Here is a 17,410-nt window from a genome sequence, read left to right on the forward strand (position 1 = left end):
GCCTCGGCAGGCGACAAAAGTCGTTAGATGCTTGCGCAAACCTGCTGTCTACAGCCCGGGGAAATTCCGTACGCTCTTAACTTCTTAGCTGAGCGCAACGGGGACGGCAGGTCCCATCGTCGCCACAACGGTGATGGAGCGGATGTACTGCCCCTTTGCCGCTGCCGGCTTCACGCGGATGAGCGTGTCGATGACTGCCTGATAGTTCTCGCGGAGCTTGTCCGCATCGAACGACGCCTTGCCGATGGGGACATGGATGTTGCCCGCCTTGTCCGTGCGGTACTCCACCTGTCCAGCCTTGATCTCGCCAATCGCCTTCTTGAGATCCATCGTGACCGTGCCGAGCTTTGGGTTCGGCATGAGTCCGCGCGGACCAAGCACCTTGCCGAGACGGCCGACCGTGCCCATCATGTCGGGCGTTGCGACGGCGACATCGAAGTCGAGCCAGCCGCCCTGGATCTTCTGCACGATCTCATCCGAGCCAACGAAGTCCGCGCCGGCAGCCTCTGCTTCTGCGACCTTTTCGCCCTTGGCGAAGACGAGAACGCGCTGTGTCTTGCCCGTGCCGTTCGGCAGGACAAGTGCGCCGCGCACCTGCTGATCTGCATACTTCGGATCGACGCCGAGGCGCACGTGCAGTTCGATGGTCTCGTCGAATTTGGCGGTTGCCGTCTTCTTTACGAGTTCCATCGCTTCCTGCGAAGCGTAGAGCTTGCCGCTCTCGATGAGCTTCGCAGCGTCTTGGTATTTCTTACCAAACTTTGCCATGAGTAACTCCCTTCGTGGTCATAGCGGGCGCATGCCCTTCCACTGTATCACAGATTAGTCTGTGATCTCGATTCCCATGCTGCGGGCAGTGCCCTCGATCATGGATGTCGCCGCCTCGATCGATGCGGCATTCAGATCCGGCATCTTGGACTCCGCAATCTCACGCGCCTTCGCACGCGGAAGCTTCGCCACTTTCACCTTGTTCGGCTCGCCCGATGCCTTCTCAATGCCCGCCGCCTTCTTCAGCAGAACTGCTGCCGGAGGGGTCTTCGTGATAAAGGTAAAGGAACGATCCTCAAAGACCGTGATCTCAACCGGAATAATCAGCCCCGCCTGCTTCGCCGTACGCTCGTTGAAGTCCTTGACGAACGCCATGATGTTCACGCCCGCCTGACCAAGCGCAGGTCCTACCGGGGGAGCCGGTGTCGCCTTGCCCGCAGGAACCTGCAGCTTTACGACACGCGCAACCTTCTTTGCCATCGACACATCACCTCCTTTCGGTGCCTATTATGTGAGACCGTCAAATCAATTCGACCTGATCGATCTCCACATCGAGGGGAGTCCCCTCCACGTCGACCTGCACGCGCAGCCCCGACGAATCAATCGATGTGATCTTGCCCGCATAGTCCTCGAATGCACCCGAAGCGATACGAACGGTATCGCCGACGTTCACCTTCGTGCGGCGCTTCGGCTCTCCGCCGACCGAACCCGAGAGGATGCGCTCCGCTTCCTCCGCCGTCAGCGGGATCGGGTGCTTCTCCGAGCCGACAAAGCCCGTTACGCCCGTTGTATTGCGAACGACGTACCACGAGTGCTCGTCAACGATCATATCAACCAGCACGTAGCCCGGGAACACCTTGCGCGGAACGACCTTTTCCTTGCCGTCCTTCATCTCAATCTCGTTCTCCACAGGAACAACGACATTGAAGATCATCTCGCTCATGCTCGCCGAGTGCATGAGGCGCTCGAGATTCGCCTTGACCTTGTTCTCGTAGCCCGAATAGGTGTGGATGACATACCAAGCCCGGTGTGGGTTCGCCTGTCTGAGATAGAGTTCTTCCTTATCCGCCATGTCCCTCACCCAGTCTAGTAGTGCAGTATGACCTGAAACACACGCGCAAAAATTGTGTCACAGATCCAGATCAGCGCGCAGACGACAACGATCGCGATACCGACAACGCCCGTATAGGTTGCCAGCTCGCGCTGCGTCGACCACGAGACCTTCTTCATCTCTGCGACAACCTCACGCAGGAATTTGACTATTTTGCCCATGACTGAGAACGCTTACTTCGTCTCTTTGTGCGGCGTGTGCTTGCGGCAGAACTTGCAGTACTTGCTGAACTCCAGACGATCCGGATTGTTCTTCTTGTTCTTGTTCGTGCGATAGTTGCGGCTATGGCACTCCGTGCACTCAAGCGTAATGTTGTTGCGCATGAATATCTCTCCTCAATAAGTTCTTTGGTTTCATCGGAAACGACTCTTACCAATTTATCATACTTGGAAAATGCTGTCAACGTATGCAGCGCATTTTCTCAAAGAAACACCGGCGTGCCCCTTGAAAGCATAAAAGAACCCCCGAGATGGGGGTTAAGGAAGCACTGATAAATTCAGCACCATCATCTTGGAGTATCTTTTTCGCCCACTCTTCGTCGGCAAATCCTCCACAGAGTACCTCTCTGCGTCCGGTTTGCCTTCTTGATTGGACGAAAAATCTACACCAATCTGACGGACTTCATTTTATCAGTGCTTCCTATATTGCAAAATGGTGGCGGCACAGAGATTTGAACTCCGGACACTGCGGGTATGAACCGCATGCTCTAGCCAACTGAGCTATGCCGCCGTTATATGGAGCTGATGACCAGGATTGAACTGGTGACCTTATCCTTACCAAGGATACGCTCTGCCGACTGAGCTACACCAGCGCATAGACTTGGTTGCGGGGACAGGACTTGAACCTGTGACCTTCGGGTTATGAGCCCGACGAGCTACCGACTGCTCCACCCCGCGATCAAAGTGGTGGGCAGGGATGGATTCGAACCATCGTAATCCGAAGATGACAGATTTACAGTCTGTTGCCTTTAACCACTCGGCCACCTACCCATGAAAGCTATGTAATTGGTTGCGGGGACAGGACTTGAACCTGTGACCTTCGGGTTATGAGCCCGACGAGCTACCGACTGCTCCACCCCGCGATAATCTCGTTTGCGCATTTGCGCTAACAAGACGGTATTATACGGCAAATAAGCTGCCGCGTCAATACCTAAACACAAAAATGGAGCAGAAAATTTCTGCTCCATCGTTTCCTGTCTGTGTTACTCCGCAGCGTCACCGTCGAAGAGGTACGCATAGCGCTCCTTGAACTCGTCGTGTGTCATGCGGTAGGCGTTTGCAAGCCCTGGATCCTCAAGATCGCCCTTTTCGAGGCGCATCATAAAGCCGCGTGCAATGCGATAGTGTACGGAGTTGATGTTGACCTTGCGCACCTTCGTCTTGCCCGTCTCGGGGTCGCGGATCTCATCGAAGCGCATGGGCACCGCCTGATTGTCCTGGATCGTAATGATCGCACCCGTATCGCCGCGCATGAGGAACTTGACTGCGGAATAGCCGAGGGAGCGGCAGTAGTCAATGTCGTACGCAATCGGTGCCGTGCAGCGCAGCTCGTAGCCGATCTCCTTGTCGATGACCGTGATGGTAATGCCGAGCTTCTTTGTCTCAGCCAGTACAGCCTGTTTCAGAATCTCGCCGAAGTCGAGTTCGCTGTAGCGGATGTGTCCGTGCTCATCCGTGACGACGTTGCCGAGTTTTGCGAAGTCCTCCTCCGCAATCTTCTCGATCACGCCCTCGGCGATGACGGCGACGCCGTAGTTGCGTCCCGTGAGGTAGCGCTTCACAATCGAGCCGGTGATGACATCGACGACCTGCTGCAGCGGGATCTTGTCCTGTGCAAACTCCTCGGGGATGATTGTGATTGCCGCGCCCGCGCTGCGCCCCATGCCAAGTGCGAGATGCCCCGCCGTGCGTCCCATGGCGATGGTAAAGTACCAGCGGTTGTTCGTCGTGCTCGCGTCCTCCATGAGGTTCTCGATCTCCATGGTGCCAAACGCGCGTGCCGTCTCGAAGCCGAATGTGGGTACGCCCTCGGGCAGCGGCAGATCGTTGTCGATGGTCTTCGGAACATGGACGACGTTGATCGTGCGCCCCATCTTGCGTGCGTACTCAGAGACCGCCATCGAGCTGTACGCCGTATCATCGCCGCCGATGGTGACGACGTGGGTCACGCCGAGCTCGGTGAGCGTCTCGACAACCGTACGGAGGTCGGATTCCTTCTTCGTCGGGTTGAAGCGCGACATCTTGAGGATGCAGCCGCCCGTCAGATGAATGCGGCTGATGCTCGCGGGCTCAAGGCGCACGTAGTTCTTCTCGCCGCGTGCCAGCCGCGAGAAGCCGTCATAGATGCCGAGCACGTCCCAGCCGTGGCGCGTTGCCTCGCTCACCACCGCCGAGATGACGCTGTTGATGCCGGGTGCCGGGCCGCCTCCGCAGATAATCGCAATGACATTCTTGATCCCAATCATGAATATGCCTCCTTGGTAAAATTATCTGTACCTTGTATAAATTCGACGAAATAAATCGTTTTCCTGCTGCGTGAAAACTTTTGGGTCTATGGCAGCTGTTACGGATTCGCGCTGCGTACTCCACGCAGAACCCTCGTTACGCAAGCGGACGTGTGCTCATCCGCCTAAATACCTGCGGATTCCAAACGCGCTGCGCTTGAACGATTAAAATCCGCAGGGGGCGGGTCGCACACTCTACGCCGCTTGCTCCACTAGGGTTTGCTAAGGAGTACTGCATTTGCTTTTGTCCGTAACATTTATCATAGTGCCAAACTTTTGGTCACCGACGTTTCCGACTGCGCCGTCCGATATTTGTGACAGTCTTGCCCACCTTCTTGCTGCGCGGCTTCGGCTTTGCGCTTTTCGGCGCGCTGCCGCGCTTCACACCGTGTGCGGAACCCAACTGCTGCCCATCCGTCTCCGTCGAATATGGACGCGGACGCGGCTTTTTCTTGACGGCATCGCGGCGCAGACGCTCCTTGAGTGCCGCCTCCATCTTGCGCAGCTTCTCGTGCTGATGCGCAGCGACGAGCGTGATCGCCTTCCCCTGCGCTCCCGCGCGTCCCGTGCGCCCGATGCGGTGGATGTAGTCCGTGACGGTCGGCGGCAGATCGTAATTGTAGACGTGGGTCACGCCCTCGATGTCTAGGCCGCGTGCAGCGATGTCCGTGGCACACAGAATCTGCAGCTTTGCCGCACGGAACCGGCGCAGGACAAATGCGCGCTGCGTCTGCGTGAGATCGCCGCTGAGTGCGTCGACGAGGTAGCCACGCTGTGCGAGTTCCATCATAAGTTTGCGCGTGCGTTCCTTCGTCGCACAAAACACCATCGCGAGATACGGCGCCTCCTCATTGATGGAGGCACAGAGGCGGTCGAGCTTCGTTCCCTCACTCACGGAGAGTGCGATCTGCTCGATATTTTCGAGCGTTGCCCGTTCCCCTTCTATGCGTATGTGCGCAGGATTCGTCATGAAGCGCTTCGTCAGGCGCACGATCCGCTCCGGCATGGTCGCGGAGAAGAGTGCAAGCTGATAGTCCTGTGCCGTCTTGGTGAGAAGTGTCTCGACATCCTCGATAAAGCCCATCTTGAGCATCTCGTCCGCCTCGTCGAGCACGACCTTGTTCACGCTGCCAAGTGCGAGCGTCCCGCGCCGCACATGATCGAGCAGACGCCCCGGTGTGCCAATGATGAGCTGCGGCTGACGGCGCAGCTTCTCCTTCTGCCGCTCGATGTCCGCGCCGCCATAGATAACGACCGTACCGATGCCAAGCGCTGCGCCGAGCGGCTCCGCGACACGCGTGATCTGGATGGCAAGCTCGCGCGTGGGCGCAATGACAAGTGCCTGTGCCGCAGCCCCCTGCGGTTTGATCTTCTCAAGCAGAGGCAGGAGGAAGGCGAGTGTCTTGCCCGTGCCCGTCTGCGCCTGTGCGATGACATCGCGTCCCGCACGCATGGGCGGGAGCGCTTGCTCCTGCACGGGGGTTGGCTCCGTGATGCCCTGCTTTTTGAGCAGGGCACACAGCGTCTCCGACACACCGAGCTGATCGAAATGCGTCATGATGAAAGCACCTCTGCGCCTGTCTCCGTAATGAGGATGGTCTTTTCCCACTGTGCCGAAAGCGTATGATCCTTCGTCCGCACCGTCCATCCGTCCTCTTTGTCCACCGTGACATCGTAGTCACCTGCGTTGATCATCGGCTCGACCGTGAACACCATGCCCGGCACCATGAGCATGCCTGTCCCCGCCTCGCCCTCATGCGGCACAAACGGCTCCATGTGGAAGTCCTTGCCCACGCCGTGCCCGCCAAGCGCCGTGACGACCGAGTAGCCGTTTGCATGCGCCCAGTCGCCGCACGCGGCGCTCACATCCCCGAGGAAATGCCACGGACGCGCCGCCGCGATGCCGCGCTCCATACATTCCTTCGTTACCTGCACGAGGCGCTCCGCCGCCGCCGGCACCTTGCCCACAAGGTACATACGCGACGCATCGGCATAGTAGCCGCCCAGAATGACGGTCGAGTCGACATTGATAATGTCGCCCTCCTTGAGCACATCCTTTTTCGACGGAATCCCGTGACAGACGACATTGTTGATCGAGGTGCAGATGCTCTTCGGGAACCCTTCAAACCCGAGGCACGCCGGAATTCCGCCGCGCTCCGTGATGTAATCATGCGCCGCGCGATCCAGCGACTCCGTGTCGATGCCGGGACGCACGAGCGTCTCCATGAGATCAAGTACCCCGTCGTTGATGACGGCAGCCTTGCGTATTCCCTCAATATCCGCCGCATTATTGATGATCTTGCGCGGCGGACGCACCTGTCCTTTGATGACATCATATCGAATGGACGCGATACGCTCATCAAAGTCCGCATGACACTTCTTGTATTTCTTTCCGCTGCCGCACCAGCATAGCTCGTTTCGATTCATTCCTTCGCCCCTTTACCTATTGTTACTACCTCTGCATTATAGACCGAAAACGCATTTTTATCAACGTTCGCCTGATACTTGACACATGACAAGGTATAAGCTACACTTATCATCGTGTGATTGATTCTGCAAAGAAGGTAATATAATTGAAACGCACACGTACATGGTTGCTGTACCTACTGATTGCCGCAGTCGGATTCCTCATTGTCGGCGGCATTGCTCTGATGCAGACGGCAAGGGGCGTCCCTGTTCTGAACTATCATCAGGTCGAGGAAAAGAACGGCAATCCGCTGACCCTCTGGCCGGATCAGTTCGAGGCACAGATGGCGTATCTTGCAGACGAAGGCTATACCACCATCACAATCGACGAGATGATGGATGCCCTCGAAAACGGAACGCCGCTGCCGGAAAAGCCCGTCATCATCACATTTGACGACGGCTATGCAGACAACTACGAGTACGCCTACCCCATTCTCAAAAAATATGGATTCAAGGCGACGATCTTCCTCATCTACGATTTCACAAATACCTACCCGAACTATCTGACATGGGATCAGATTGAGGAGATGAAGGCATCGGGGCTGGTTCACTTCGAGAGTCATACAATGACGCATGCGAACCTCGCCGAGCTGACCTCCGTCGATGACCTGCGCCACGAGATTGCGGACTCCCATGATCTGCTCTCCGAGAAGCTCGGCTATGATATGCACTACATCGCCTACCCCGGCGGGCGCGTCAACGAGGAGATCGAGGAGATCACGCATGCAGCCGGCTATCGTGGGGGCTTTACCGTACACTACGGACTCTCAACGCCCGACGAAGGGAAGTATCAGATGGATCGCATACCGATCTTCGGTGCCAATATGCACACGCTTACCCGCTTTAAGCTGCGGCTCGCCCTTGCCCCGCTCATCGCACCGCTTGAGGATCTGCGCCTCTGTCTGCGCGCATGGGGGTTTGATAGACTGGCAGGCTGTCTGCTGATCCCCTGAGAAGGCGCTGCTATTTTTGCGAAAAATCTGTAAAAGCAGGGGACAGACGCGGAAAGTTATGCTATAATACGATCATCGGTTATTGTGTTTAAGGAGGGCTTTTCATGGATTTTGAGGCACTGGTCAAGGCGAAATTTGACGAAGCTTATGCGGCGTCGGAACACCCGAAGAAATTCTTCCTCACGGAGAACGGGCGCGGTGTTGTCGACGGCGGCGAAATGTATAACGCACTCCTCCACGACGTGCTTGACGTTGTGCAGCGTGCCGTTGTCGGCATCCTTAAGGACAGCCATCATACGCATTGACAATCGGATACAGAAAAGGAGCGACCGCAGCTGTGGTCGCTCCTTTTGTATGGACCAATCAGTTTTTCTCGTAGTGGAAGGGTTCCAATTCCCAGACAGCGCCTGAGATCTGCTGCAGATCGACATCCGAAAAGATCCGCAGGCTCGGGCGAATGTTCTTCTCGGGGAAGATGGCGATGGTCGCCGCCTCCTCCCCGTGCTGGAAGAATGCCTCCACTGCACCATGATCGACGTAGAGGCGCATGGACAGCCGCTCCTCGGCGTAGAGTTTGAACACACGCTTGCCGCGTCCGCCGAGCTTCATGCCCGTGCGGTCGATGGTCATAACCTGTTCGAGCCGGTTGTAACGGAAGACGAGCTTTTCAAGGCCAAAGACGAGTTCGACAGAGACACTGTATGCCTCTCCCATCGTCAGATCGAGAATGAGTTCCGTGAGATCATAGAGGGTCGCAGAGAACTCGCTCTCCCCCTCCGCCTCAAGTGTACGCTCCGTCTCACGGTGACGCAGCGCTTTCAGCTCGCGTACCGGCTCGGAGAAGATATGTCCCTGCCTGAGCGTCAGCACGCGCGGCAGTGTCAGGCTGTGCATCCACCCCTCTTCGCGCGTGGGGTACTCGTCCTCGCGGTCGGGCATGCCCATCCAACCGATGAGGATGTGCCGCCCCTCGTGCGTGACGATCTGCGGCGCGTAGAAATCAAAGCCGTGATCGAGCTCCTTGAACCGCCCGTGCATGAGCATCTCCATCGCGTCCATCGAGGCATGCCCTGCGATGTAGCCCGCCTGATAGACATTCTGGCGGTCGTATGCACGCGCCTCCACGCCCTGCGGGCAGAAGACGAGCACGTCGCTGTCGCCGAACGAGAGGAGATTCGGGCACTCCCACATATAGCCGAAGTCCTTCAGCTGCGTGCGCAGTTCCCCAAGATACTCCCACGTGATCGGAGCCTCGCGATAGACGAGCACACAGCCGCGCTTCTCCTCCGTCTGCGCACCGATGACGAGGTGGCGCACGCCGCGCCATGTAAAGAGATAGGGGTCGCGGAAATGCGCCGTAAAGCCTGCGGGCGGACCGTCAATAATGATCTCCTCTTTCTGTACCGCCCCCGTTGCCTTTGTATACGTACCGAACCGCTGTACGGAGCTGCGATTGCCCTGTGCATCCTTCGCGTTGCAGTTGTAGAGGATGCGCAGCCGCCCATCCTCCTCCGTGCCGCAGCCCGAATAGCAGCCGTCCTTGTCGTGTTCGTCCGACGGCCAGAGCGCGAGCTGTGGAATCTGATAGGTGCAGAAATCGCGCGTCTTCGTATGCGCCCACGATTTGTTCTTGTGCGCACAGCCGAACGGATTCCACTGGTAGAAGATATGGTACGCACCGTTATGATACGTCAGACCATTCGGGTCATTGATGAGTCCGAACGGCATCTCAAGATGAAAGCGATTGTGCCAGCGATGCGTGAAGGGGAAGCCCTCCGCAAGCTTCGCATCAATTTCCCGCTTGTCGAACTTCTCCACAATACTCACTCCTCGGGACGGAAGAAGGTGAAGGTCAAGCCAAACGCGACACCGAAGCCGACGGCGTTGACGAGAATGTATTCGGCGAGATGGTCAAGGTAGAGCAGCGTCCCCGGCAGCACCGTAATACCCATGCCCGTACCCGCGAGGTGCAGGAAGCCCGCAATCGCTCCTGCGCACGCGCCGCCGACCAAGCCGTAGATGAACGGCTTCATGAAGCGAAGGTTGATACCGAAGATCGCCGGCTCCGTAATGCCGAGGAAGGCTGGAACCGCCGAGGAGATGTAGAGAGCGCGCTTCTTCGCATCGTGCGTGCGTGCCGCAACGGCAACCGCCGCGCCGCCCTGCGCCACAATCGCCCCCGTGATGATGGCGTTGAACGGGTCAAGCCCCGTCGTGGCAAGCAGCTGTACCTCAAGGGCATTGAATACATGGTGCACACCGAACACGACGATGACCTGATGCACGCCGCCGACAATGAAACCGCCGACGCCGTACGGGAGTTCAAGGAAGGTGCGCACCGCGCCGAAGATGACAATCTCAAGCGTGTGCATGATGGGTCCGATGACGAGAAGGCCAAGCAGCATCGAGACGAACAGCGTCAGGAACGGGGTCACGATGAGGTCGATGATGTCCGGCACAAAGGTCTTGAACCACTTTTGCAGGCGTGCGGCAAAGATACCGAGCACGAGCGCGGGCAGCACCGAGCCTTGATAGCCGACAACGGGGATCGGAATCCCGAGAATTTCCATCGAGAGAGGTACAGCATCGCCTGCCGCAATCGCATAGGCGTTTGGCAGCTGCGGTGCCACGAGCATGAGTCCAAGCACGATGCCGATGACGGGCGTGCCGCCGAAGCGGTTCATCGTCGACCAGCAGACGAGTGCGGGCAGGAAGGCAAATGCCGTGTCTGTGAGGATCTGGCTCATGCGGATGAGATTCTCGCTCATCTCGATGCCAAGACTCTGTGCCGCACCGCGCAGTCCCATGAAAAGACCGGTTGCAACGAGCACGGGGATGATCGGGACGAACACATCGCCGAGCGTGCGCGAGACCTTCTGCAGCGGCGTCATCTGATCGTACGCCTCCTGCTTGCTGTTGACCGCACCCACGAGATTCGTGCCCGCGACAAAGGCGTCGAACACCTTGTCGACAAAGCCCGTGCCGAGGATGATCTGGTACTGTGCGGCGGCAAAGAACTGCCCCTTCACGCCGTCGATGTTCTCGATTGCCTTCTCGTCGATGATCGACTTGTCGTTCACGATGAGGCGCAGACGCGTTGCACAGTGCTCTGCGCTGCGCACGTTGCCCGCACCGCCGACATACTTCCAGATCAGCTTTGCGACGCGCTCCTCCTTTGGCAGATTCGGATCGATATCATCGTCCACAGGAGCCTTTGCCTCTGCCTTTGCTTCCTCGGGTGCGTCGCCGCCCGAGGAGATCTCTGCATCGCCCAGCGTGAACGTGATCTTCCCATAGTCCGCCGCGTTCGTCACGAGCACGGGAGTCGTCGTCTCATAGCCCTCCGCACGGATCGCCTCTGGATCAAACTCAAGCAGCAGCTGCCCGCGCTTGACCGTGTCCCCCTGCGCAACGTGCGCCGTGAAATGCTTTCCCTCAAGCTTTACCGTGTCCACGCCGACATGGATGAGAAGATCAATTCCATCCGCCGAGTGGATGCCGATGGCGTGCTTTGAGCCGAAGAGTACCGTAACCTCGCCGTCCACCGGTGAGACGACGCGCCCCTCGGGCTCCGCAATCGCCGCACCGCGCCCCATCGCGCCGCTCGCAAACGCCGGATCCGTCACCTCCGAGAGTGGGATCAGCCGCCCCTTCAGCGGGCTGTCAAGCCGAATATCCTGCATATCAAGTCCCCCCTATAAAATTTTCGTATTGGAATCCTCCCATACTGCTTTCAGATTCCTTCCATGATAAAGTGTACTAATTTCTTTTTCACTTGTCAATGCAGAAGCAGTGGGAAAAGGTTTTACATCGGCGGTTCTATATGGTAAAATATTTATAAGAAATCACAGGAAAGTTCGGATGATGATCCGGGGAGGCATTACTCATGAGCGTAAAATATGAAGTCACCGTCACTGCCATCGGCAAGCTGGCGCGCAAATTCCTCGAAACAAACAGCAGCGTTATCCTGCTGGACGAAGGTGCGCACCCGAACCTTGCCGAAATGGTCATCGAACATACACCGAGCGAGCTGGCGAGCGACCTTGTCGCCGGTGATACACTCACGATTGGGAAGCAGAAGTATAAGGTCGTGCGCGTCGGTGAGAACGCAAACGATACGATCCGCGAAAGCGGGCACTGCACCCTCCTCTTCAACGCAAAGGGCTCCATGCCCGGACAGATCGAGCTTGAGGGCACGACTGTCCCCTCGCTCGCGCAAGGTCTCAAATTTTCCTTTGCAGGGAAATAACGACAACGCCGCAGTAAGAGTCAGCCGTAGTGTTCTCGCGGAGGCTGACTCTTTTCTTTGTATAGGGAATCGTTGATAATGTTTGAGAGGTAATCCATTTGAAGAATTTTATCCTGCTGCTCTGCACCGCCCTTACCTTCCTCATTGCCGGCTGCACAGGGGCGGGCGGCGGTATCAATGAGAACAGTCACGCGGATTCTTCCGTACTCGACCTCACGCGTCCAATCCAGCCTCCTGCGGATCTTGTAGGCAAACGCGTCCTCGTCGCGTTCTTCTCGCGCACGGGGGAAAATTATGAAGTGGGCTACATTGAGAAGGGAAATACACACATTGTCGCAGAGCAGATTGCTGCACTGACCAAGGCGGATGCAGTCTTCGAGATACAGACGACAGCCCCCTACCCCGTCGATTACCAGGAGATGACGCGGGTGGCAAAGGAGGAACAGGCGGAAAATGCGCGTCCGGCGCTCGCTGCACGCGTGGAGGATATGGCATCCTACGATGTCATCTACCTCGGCTATCCGATCTGGTATCAGGATCTCCCCATGCCCGTCTATACCTTCCTTGAGAGCTATGATTTCACGGGCAAGACCATCATCCCGTTCTGCACGGGAATGGGCAGTGCCATGAGCGGCAAGGAGGAGGATATCCCGCTCTTTGCAAAAGGAGCGCAACTGCGCGCGGGGTTGGGGCTGCAGGGAAAATTCGTGCAGCAGCATCCGGAACAGGCAAAACTGGAAATCGCCAACTGGCTCGCCACACTGGGGTATACGAACTGATGCGCATACTACTCTATATTCTCATCTGGGCAGCCATTCTCTTTCTGCCGAATCGGCTGCTGACGAACGAATATTATCATGAATATCTCGGACTGACCTTTCTCCTGCTCGGCGGCATCCATCTCCTACTTGTCCGCCGCTATCTAAAGGCACTTGTTACACTGCGCCTGCGGGTCACAGCACTCAATATCGTCAACGTGATGATGCTCACGCTCCTCGTCCTCGTGATTGTGACGGGCATCCTGATTTCACTCTACGCAGTCCCCGTCATCCGTCTGCGCGGGCTCACGTCCATCTACGTCCATGGGACGCACATGGCGGCGGCCGTCATCTTCTACCTCATCGTCGGCATTCATGCAGGGTTCCATTGGCGTGCAATCTGGAACGGCATCCTGCGCCGCCTGTCCCTGCGGCTGCCGCCCATACTCACACGCCTGTTCAACGCATGCGGCGTACTTATCATCATCGCAGGGCTACACGCCTTCGTCACGACACACATCTATGAGAAAATCCTGTTCGAGCACATGTCGTTCGGCGGTCTCCTCGGCACATGGGAGTATCAGCTCGATCTGCTGCTCATCTTCGTCGCGTGCATGAGCTGCTCCTACTTTTACGAACAGATACGCAGATAAAAGTAATAGGGGTGCTGCATGAAGCCAAAAACTTCGTGCAGCACCCCTTATCATTATGTCAGCAATATCGTTACAAGCGCCCCTTCCACCGCTTCGCGGTCCCCCTCCCCCGTATCGAGCGGTCAACGTCATCCAATCACACTTCGCTTACGCTTGTGTTCTTGGGACGTTTTCCCATACGACCTGTTTCCCAATCAGCTTCGTCCTGCGGACTTGCTTCTTGGACAGGTCAGCAACGGGGGAGGCTCTAAGGATTATTGCATCTTAGCTTCCCCCGTCACAACGGGGGAAGTGGCGAGCACAGCGAGCCGATAGGGGCGTTCGTGCAGCACCCCCATTTTTAGGAATCGCTGATAAAATGAAGTCCGTCAGATTGGCGTAGATTTTTCTGTCCGATTGAGGAGGCAAACCGGACGCATAGCCAAAGCTATGTGGAGGATTTGCCGACAAAAAGCGGGCAAAAAAGATACGCTAAGATGGCGCGGCTGAATTTATCAGTGCTTCCTTTACATCAGGGCGTCCATCGTATCGAGGATCGGCAGGAGCACAGAGAGGACGACAAAGAAGATAAGTGCGGCAACGAGGACGATCATCGCGGGTTCGGCAAGTGATTCCATCCGTGCAGCATACGCGCCCGCCCTGCGCCTGCAGTAGTCTGCCCCGTACTGAAGCAGGTGTTCCAAGTCCCCCGCTTCCTCCCCTGCGGCAAGCATTCCGTGCAGGAGGGGCGGCATAAAGGGGACGCCCTCCATGGCGTACGCAAAGGTGCGCCCTTCGACCAGGCACTGCTCCACTCGCACGAGGCAGACCGCAAGCGCACGGTTCTCCGTTGCCATGCGGGCAAGTCCCACGGCAGCGTCCAGACGGATCCCGCTGCGCAGGAGGATCGCCATGGTACGCAGGATCATCTGCCACGCTGTAAATCGCAGAAAGGCACCAAGGATGGGCAAACACAGCAGGAGTCCATCCAGCCTGCATCGCAGCGAAGGTACATACAGAATGGCTGCGAATACAAAGCAGATTCCGAGTCCGACAACGGGAAGCTGATGTGCATGCTCCACCAGCAGATCGGACAGAGAGAGCAGGATTTGTGTCGGCAGCGGCACTGTGGCACTCAGATCACGCAAAAGCGAGGCAAAGACCGGCAGCACAAACATGACCATCAGGATCAGGGAAAGCGCGGTTGCCGCAAGCAGGAACAGCGGGTAAGCAAGTGCACTGCGCATGGATTCGCGCATATCGTTGCGCTCCATAAGAATCGTCGCCGCCTCCTGCAGAATGGTCGCAAGCGTTCCACTCTCCTCCCCCGCCCGCACCATCCCAACGATGCTTTGAGGAAATGCCTTCTGTATCTCCATCGCCTGCGAGAGCGGCACTCCGCGCAAAACCGCAGCGTGCAGTGCAGCGACAAGACGACCATAAGAAGCGTTTGGAGCCGCACCGTCCACGAGCCGACGCAGAGCCTCATGAACCGGAAGCCCCGCCCCGAGAAGCGTCATCAGTTCATGCAGAAAGGCAATCTGTTCCTCCGCGCTGATACGGCTGCGCGAACGCAGTACGGACGGCAGACGAACATCGTGCCGCTCGCTGATGGCGAGTGCAATCTTCCCCTCTGCCGCAAGCGTGCGGGCAGCAGCAGGCGCGGAGGCGGCGGCGATCTCACCGCGCAGCACACGGCCATCAACCGTACGCGCACGATAGGTGAACGTCCTCATGCGATCAGCCCCTTGGAACGCAGCACCGCCTCCCCCATCTCAGCCGTCTGCATTCCCTGTGCCGCCCCGCTCATCATCACGGAAGCCAGCTGACCGTAGCTGCCCTGCCGCAGCATACTGCGCACGGCAGGGGTTGCCGTAAGCACCTCAAAGGCGGCAATACGTCCGCCGCCCACGTGCGGCAGAAGTCGCTGCGCAAAAATCCCTGTAAGGACATCGGCAAACTGTACCCGCACGGCATCCCGTACATCCGCTGCAAACAGGCTCTCCACCCGCAGTGCCGTCTGCGCCGCACTGCGCGTATGGAGCGTCCCGAGCACGAGTACACCCGTCGTGGCAGCCATGAGCGCTGCCTCCATCGTCGCATGGTCGCGGATCTCACCGATGAGCAGGACGTCCGGATCCTCGCGCAGAGCAGCACGTACAGCGTGCGGAAACGCAGAAAAATCACGTCCTGCTTCACGTTGACTGAGGAAGGACTGCGCGGGCGAGAAAATATATTCGATGGGATCTTCCAGCGTAATGATGTGCGCGCACTGCGTCTGATTTATCATCTCGATCAGAGCGGCAAGCGTCGTCGTCTTGCCCGCGCCCGTTGCGCCACACACGAGTGCCAGCCCATCCCGCGTCGCTGCGAGTGCGCGAAGTGCCGCCGGCATACCGATCATCTCCGGCGTCGGTATCCGTTTCGGCAGAAGCCGCAGAGCCAGCCCGACGCCGTTCTGCATACGATAGGCATTTCCGCGAAAGCGCCGCCCCAGATAGACCCACGCAAAGTCCACGTCAGACCTGTGAAGCGTGACACGCTGCGCATCCGTGAGCATCGTATCAAGCATACAATCCATGTCATGCGCGGTAGGGGTGAATATTTCCGGCACAAGCACACCATCAAGACGCATTCGTACACATTGATCCGGTGCGAGGTGCAGATCGGACGCCTCTGCCGCGATCATCCGGCGGAGAATCTCCTCCCATGCGAATCCCTCAGCCATAGAGCGCCCTCCCCACCTCCGCAAGTGTCGTCTCTCCCGCGCACGCCTTTGCGACACCATCCTGCCACAGCGTCTCCATGTCATCTGCCGCAGCCGCACAGCGCAGCGCCTCCTGATCGCCCGCTCCAAGAATCGCCGTGCGAATGCGCGCTGAGATGGGAAGGATTTCATGAATTGCCATGCGTCCACGGTAGCCTGTGCCATGACAGTGGTCGCAGCCACGCCCCCGCACAAGTTCCATGCCATCCTGATAGAGATCGCCCAGCTGCACCCGCTCACGCGAATCCGCAGGAACGGCATACGCCTCGCGGCAGTGCACGCACACGCGCCGCACGAGCCGCTGCGCAATGACGCCGGAGAGCGTCGCCGCAAGCAGATAGGGCGGAATGCCCATCTCGATCATGCGAAAGACCGCCGATACCGTATCCTCCGTATGCAGCGTAGAAAAGAGTGCATGCCCCGTAAGTGCAATCCGCACTGCCATCTCCGCCGTCTCGCGGTCACGAATCTCGCCGAGCAGGATCTTCTGCACATCCTGACGGAGCGCCGCGCGCAGTCCCGCTAAAAAGGTCAGCCCAGCCTCCGCATGCACCTCAAACTGACTGATCCCCTCAATGCGCCGCTCCACCGGATCCTCAAGCGTCATGATATGACAGCTCGGCTCATTGAGTGCAGAGAGTGCCGCATAGAGTGTCGTCGTCTTGCCCGAGTTCATCGGCCCGCAGAGGAGGAGCAGCCCCGTTGGACGATGAATCAGTCGCTCAAACAGCTCCTGATTGTACGCCGTAAAGCCCAGCTCCGCACAGCTGAGAAAACGTTCCTCCGCATCCATGATGCGCACAACCATGCGCTCCCCCTCTACCACAGGCAGCACAGCCACGCGCATATCAATCGACCGTCCGCCGCAGCGGTAGCGGATCTGTCCGTCCTGCGGACGGTTGCGCTTTGCGGTGTCAAGCCCCGCCATCACCTTCAGACGCGCAATGATGACCGGAGCCAGTTCCGGCGGCAGTTGAACGGGACGTTCCTGCAAGAGACCATCCACACGCAGGCGTATGCGCAGACCGGCACTGATTGGCTCAAGATGAATGTCCGTTGCCGCCTCTCGAAGTGCCGTATCCAGAATGGCATTGACGAGAGAAACAACATGGCTGCCGCGCGCCCCCTCATCAAGGGATCCTCGACGCACCTCACGAACAGCCTCCGCCACCAGACGCTGTGCTGCCTCCTGTTCCATACGGA

At 57.9% G+C, this 17,410-nt stretch carries 18 protein-coding genes and 5 tRNA genes; 5 read left to right on the forward strand and 18 right to left on the reverse strand.

What is annotated here, in order from left to right; translation table 11 throughout:
* Positions 1-84: 84 nt before the first annotated feature.
* The 13 genes from rplA to map form a co-directional block, all read right to left on the reverse strand.
* Positions 85-768: a 50S ribosomal protein L1 gene (rplA, locus tag C8273_RS08275; protein ID WP_021684286.1), complete on the reverse strand. Its 684-nt coding sequence runs from the start codon at positions 766-768 to the stop codon at positions 85-87.
* 54 nt (positions 769-822) lie between these two features.
* On the reverse strand, positions 823-1,248 hold the full coding sequence (rplK, locus tag C8273_RS08280) for a 50S ribosomal protein L11 (RefSeq protein WP_006307104.1): 426 nt from the start codon (positions 1,246-1,248) through the stop codon (positions 823-825).
* 40 nt (positions 1,249-1,288) lie between these two features.
* The gene (gene nusG, locus C8273_RS08285) at positions 1,289-1,840 is read right to left on the reverse strand and encodes a transcription termination/antitermination protein NusG (RefSeq protein ID WP_106627256.1); all 552 of its coding nucleotides are present in this window, start codon (positions 1,838-1,840) and stop codon (positions 1,289-1,291) included.
* A gap of 14 nt (positions 1,841-1,854) precedes the next feature.
* Entirely contained in the window at positions 1,855-2,040 is a 186-nt protein-coding gene (gene secE, locus C8273_RS08290; protein ID WP_006693409.1) for a preprotein translocase subunit SecE, read from the reverse strand.
* A gap of 12 nt (positions 2,041-2,052) precedes the next feature.
* Positions 2,053-2,202 (reverse strand): 50S ribosomal protein L33, encoded by a 150-nt coding sequence (gene rpmG / locus C8273_RS08295; protein ID WP_006307107.1) that lies wholly within the window; start codon positions 2,200-2,202, stop codon positions 2,053-2,055.
* A gap of 329 nt (positions 2,203-2,531) precedes the next feature.
* Positions 2,532-2,608: transfer RNA gene (locus tag C8273_RS08305), tRNA-Met, on the reverse strand.
* 6 nt (positions 2,609-2,614) lie between these two features.
* Positions 2,615-2,690 (reverse strand) — tRNA-Thr (locus tag C8273_RS08310).
* A gap of 9 nt (positions 2,691-2,699) precedes the next feature.
* Positions 2,700-2,775: transfer RNA gene (locus C8273_RS08315), tRNA-Met, on the reverse strand.
* 7 nt (positions 2,776-2,782) lie between these two features.
* Positions 2,783-2,868, reverse strand: a tRNA-Tyr gene (locus tag C8273_RS08320).
* Between the two features lie 16 nt (positions 2,869-2,884).
* Positions 2,885-2,960 (reverse strand) — tRNA-Met (locus tag C8273_RS08325).
* A gap of 120 nt (positions 2,961-3,080) precedes the next feature.
* Positions 3,081-4,343 carry a diphosphate--fructose-6-phosphate 1-phosphotransferase gene (gene pfp, locus C8273_RS08330; protein WP_106627257.1) on the reverse strand — a complete coding sequence of 421 codons (1,263 nt, stop codon included), beginning with the start codon at positions 4,341-4,343 and terminating at the stop codon, positions 3,081-3,083.
* Positions 4,344-4,662: 319 nt separating this feature from the next.
* On the reverse strand, positions 4,663-5,940 hold the full coding sequence (locus tag C8273_RS08335; protein ID WP_106627258.1) for a DEAD/DEAH box helicase: 1,278 nt from the start codon (positions 5,938-5,940) through the stop codon (positions 4,663-4,665).
* Complete coding sequence (map, locus tag C8273_RS08340) at positions 5,937-6,809, reverse strand: type I methionyl aminopeptidase (RefSeq protein ID WP_106627259.1); 873 nt, start codon at positions 6,807-6,809, stop codon at positions 5,937-5,939. The genes C8273_RS08335 and map overlap by 4 nt, the downstream gene beginning before the upstream one ends.
* A gap of 224 nt (positions 6,810-7,033) precedes the next feature.
* Here map and C8273_RS08345 point away from each other — a divergent pair, with 224 nt between their 5' ends.
* Both C8273_RS08345 and C8273_RS08350 read left to right on the forward strand, forming a co-directional pair.
* Positions 7,034-7,801 (forward strand): polysaccharide deacetylase family protein, encoded by a 768-nt coding sequence (locus C8273_RS08345; RefSeq protein WP_106627322.1) that lies wholly within the window; start codon positions 7,034-7,036, stop codon positions 7,799-7,801.
* Positions 7,802-7,905: 104 nt separating this feature from the next.
* The gene (locus C8273_RS08350) at positions 7,906-8,106 is read left to right on the forward strand and encodes a hypothetical protein (RefSeq protein WP_106627260.1); all 201 of its coding nucleotides are present in this window, start codon (positions 7,906-7,908) and stop codon (positions 8,104-8,106) included.
* A gap of 58 nt (positions 8,107-8,164) precedes the next feature.
* Here C8273_RS08350 and C8273_RS08355 read toward each other — a convergent pair whose 3' ends face one another.
* Both C8273_RS08355 and C8273_RS08360 read right to left on the reverse strand, forming a co-directional pair.
* A complete protein-coding gene (locus C8273_RS08355; protein WP_106627261.1) occupies positions 8,165-9,619 on the reverse strand; it encodes a sucrose-6-phosphate hydrolase in 1,455 nt (484 codons plus the stop codon).
* Positions 9,620-9,624: 5 nt separating this feature from the next.
* Positions 9,625-11,484, reverse strand: coding sequence for a glucose PTS transporter subunit IIA (locus C8273_RS08360; RefSeq protein WP_106627262.1), 1,860 nt, complete (start codon positions 11,482-11,484; stop codon positions 9,625-9,627).
* Between the two features lie 203 nt (positions 11,485-11,687).
* Here C8273_RS08360 and C8273_RS08365 point away from each other — a divergent pair, with 203 nt between their 5' ends.
* The 3 genes from C8273_RS08365 to C8273_RS08375 all read left to right on the forward strand — a co-directional run bounded on the left by C8273_RS08365 (position 11,688) and on the right by C8273_RS08375 (position 13,461).
* Positions 11,688-12,050, forward strand: a complete 363-nt coding sequence (locus tag C8273_RS08365; protein ID WP_106627263.1) for a PTS glucitol/sorbitol transporter subunit IIA — start codon at positions 11,688-11,690, stop codon at positions 12,048-12,050.
* A gap of 98 nt (positions 12,051-12,148) precedes the next feature.
* Complete coding sequence (locus tag C8273_RS08370; protein WP_106627264.1) at positions 12,149-12,829, forward strand: flavodoxin; 681 nt, start codon at positions 12,149-12,151, stop codon at positions 12,827-12,829.
* Positions 12,829-13,461 carry a DUF4405 domain-containing protein gene (locus tag C8273_RS08375; RefSeq protein WP_106627265.1) on the forward strand — a complete coding sequence of 211 codons (633 nt, stop codon included), beginning with the start codon at positions 12,829-12,831 and terminating at the stop codon, positions 13,459-13,461. The genes C8273_RS08370 and C8273_RS08375 overlap by 1 nt, the downstream gene beginning before the upstream one ends.
* A gap of 506 nt (positions 13,462-13,967) precedes the next feature.
* Here the strand turns inward: C8273_RS08375 and C8273_RS08385 are convergent.
* The 3 genes from C8273_RS08385 to C8273_RS08395 are packed head-to-tail and all read right to left on the reverse strand — an operon-like array spanning position 13,968 to position 17,405.
* A complete protein-coding gene (locus C8273_RS08385; protein WP_106627266.1) occupies positions 13,968-15,176 on the reverse strand; it encodes a type II secretion system F family protein in 1,209 nt (402 codons plus the stop codon).
* Positions 15,173-16,168 carry a type IV pilus twitching motility protein PilT gene (locus tag C8273_RS08390; RefSeq protein ID WP_106627267.1) on the reverse strand — a complete coding sequence of 332 codons (996 nt, stop codon included), beginning with the start codon at positions 16,166-16,168 and terminating at the stop codon, positions 15,173-15,175. The genes C8273_RS08385 and C8273_RS08390 overlap by 4 nt, the downstream gene beginning before the upstream one ends.
* A complete protein-coding gene (locus C8273_RS08395) occupies positions 16,161-17,405 on the reverse strand; it encodes a GspE/PulE family protein (RefSeq protein ID WP_106627268.1) in 1,245 nt (414 codons plus the stop codon). The genes C8273_RS08390 and C8273_RS08395 overlap by 8 nt, the downstream gene beginning before the upstream one ends.
* Between the last annotated feature and the right edge of the window lie 5 nt (positions 17,406-17,410).

The sequence above is a fragment of the Candidatus Centipeda massiliensis genome (assembly GCF_900290285.1).
In the GTDB taxonomy this organism is placed as follows: domain Bacteria; phylum Bacillota; class Negativicutes; order Selenomonadales; family Selenomonadaceae; genus Centipeda; species Centipeda massiliensis.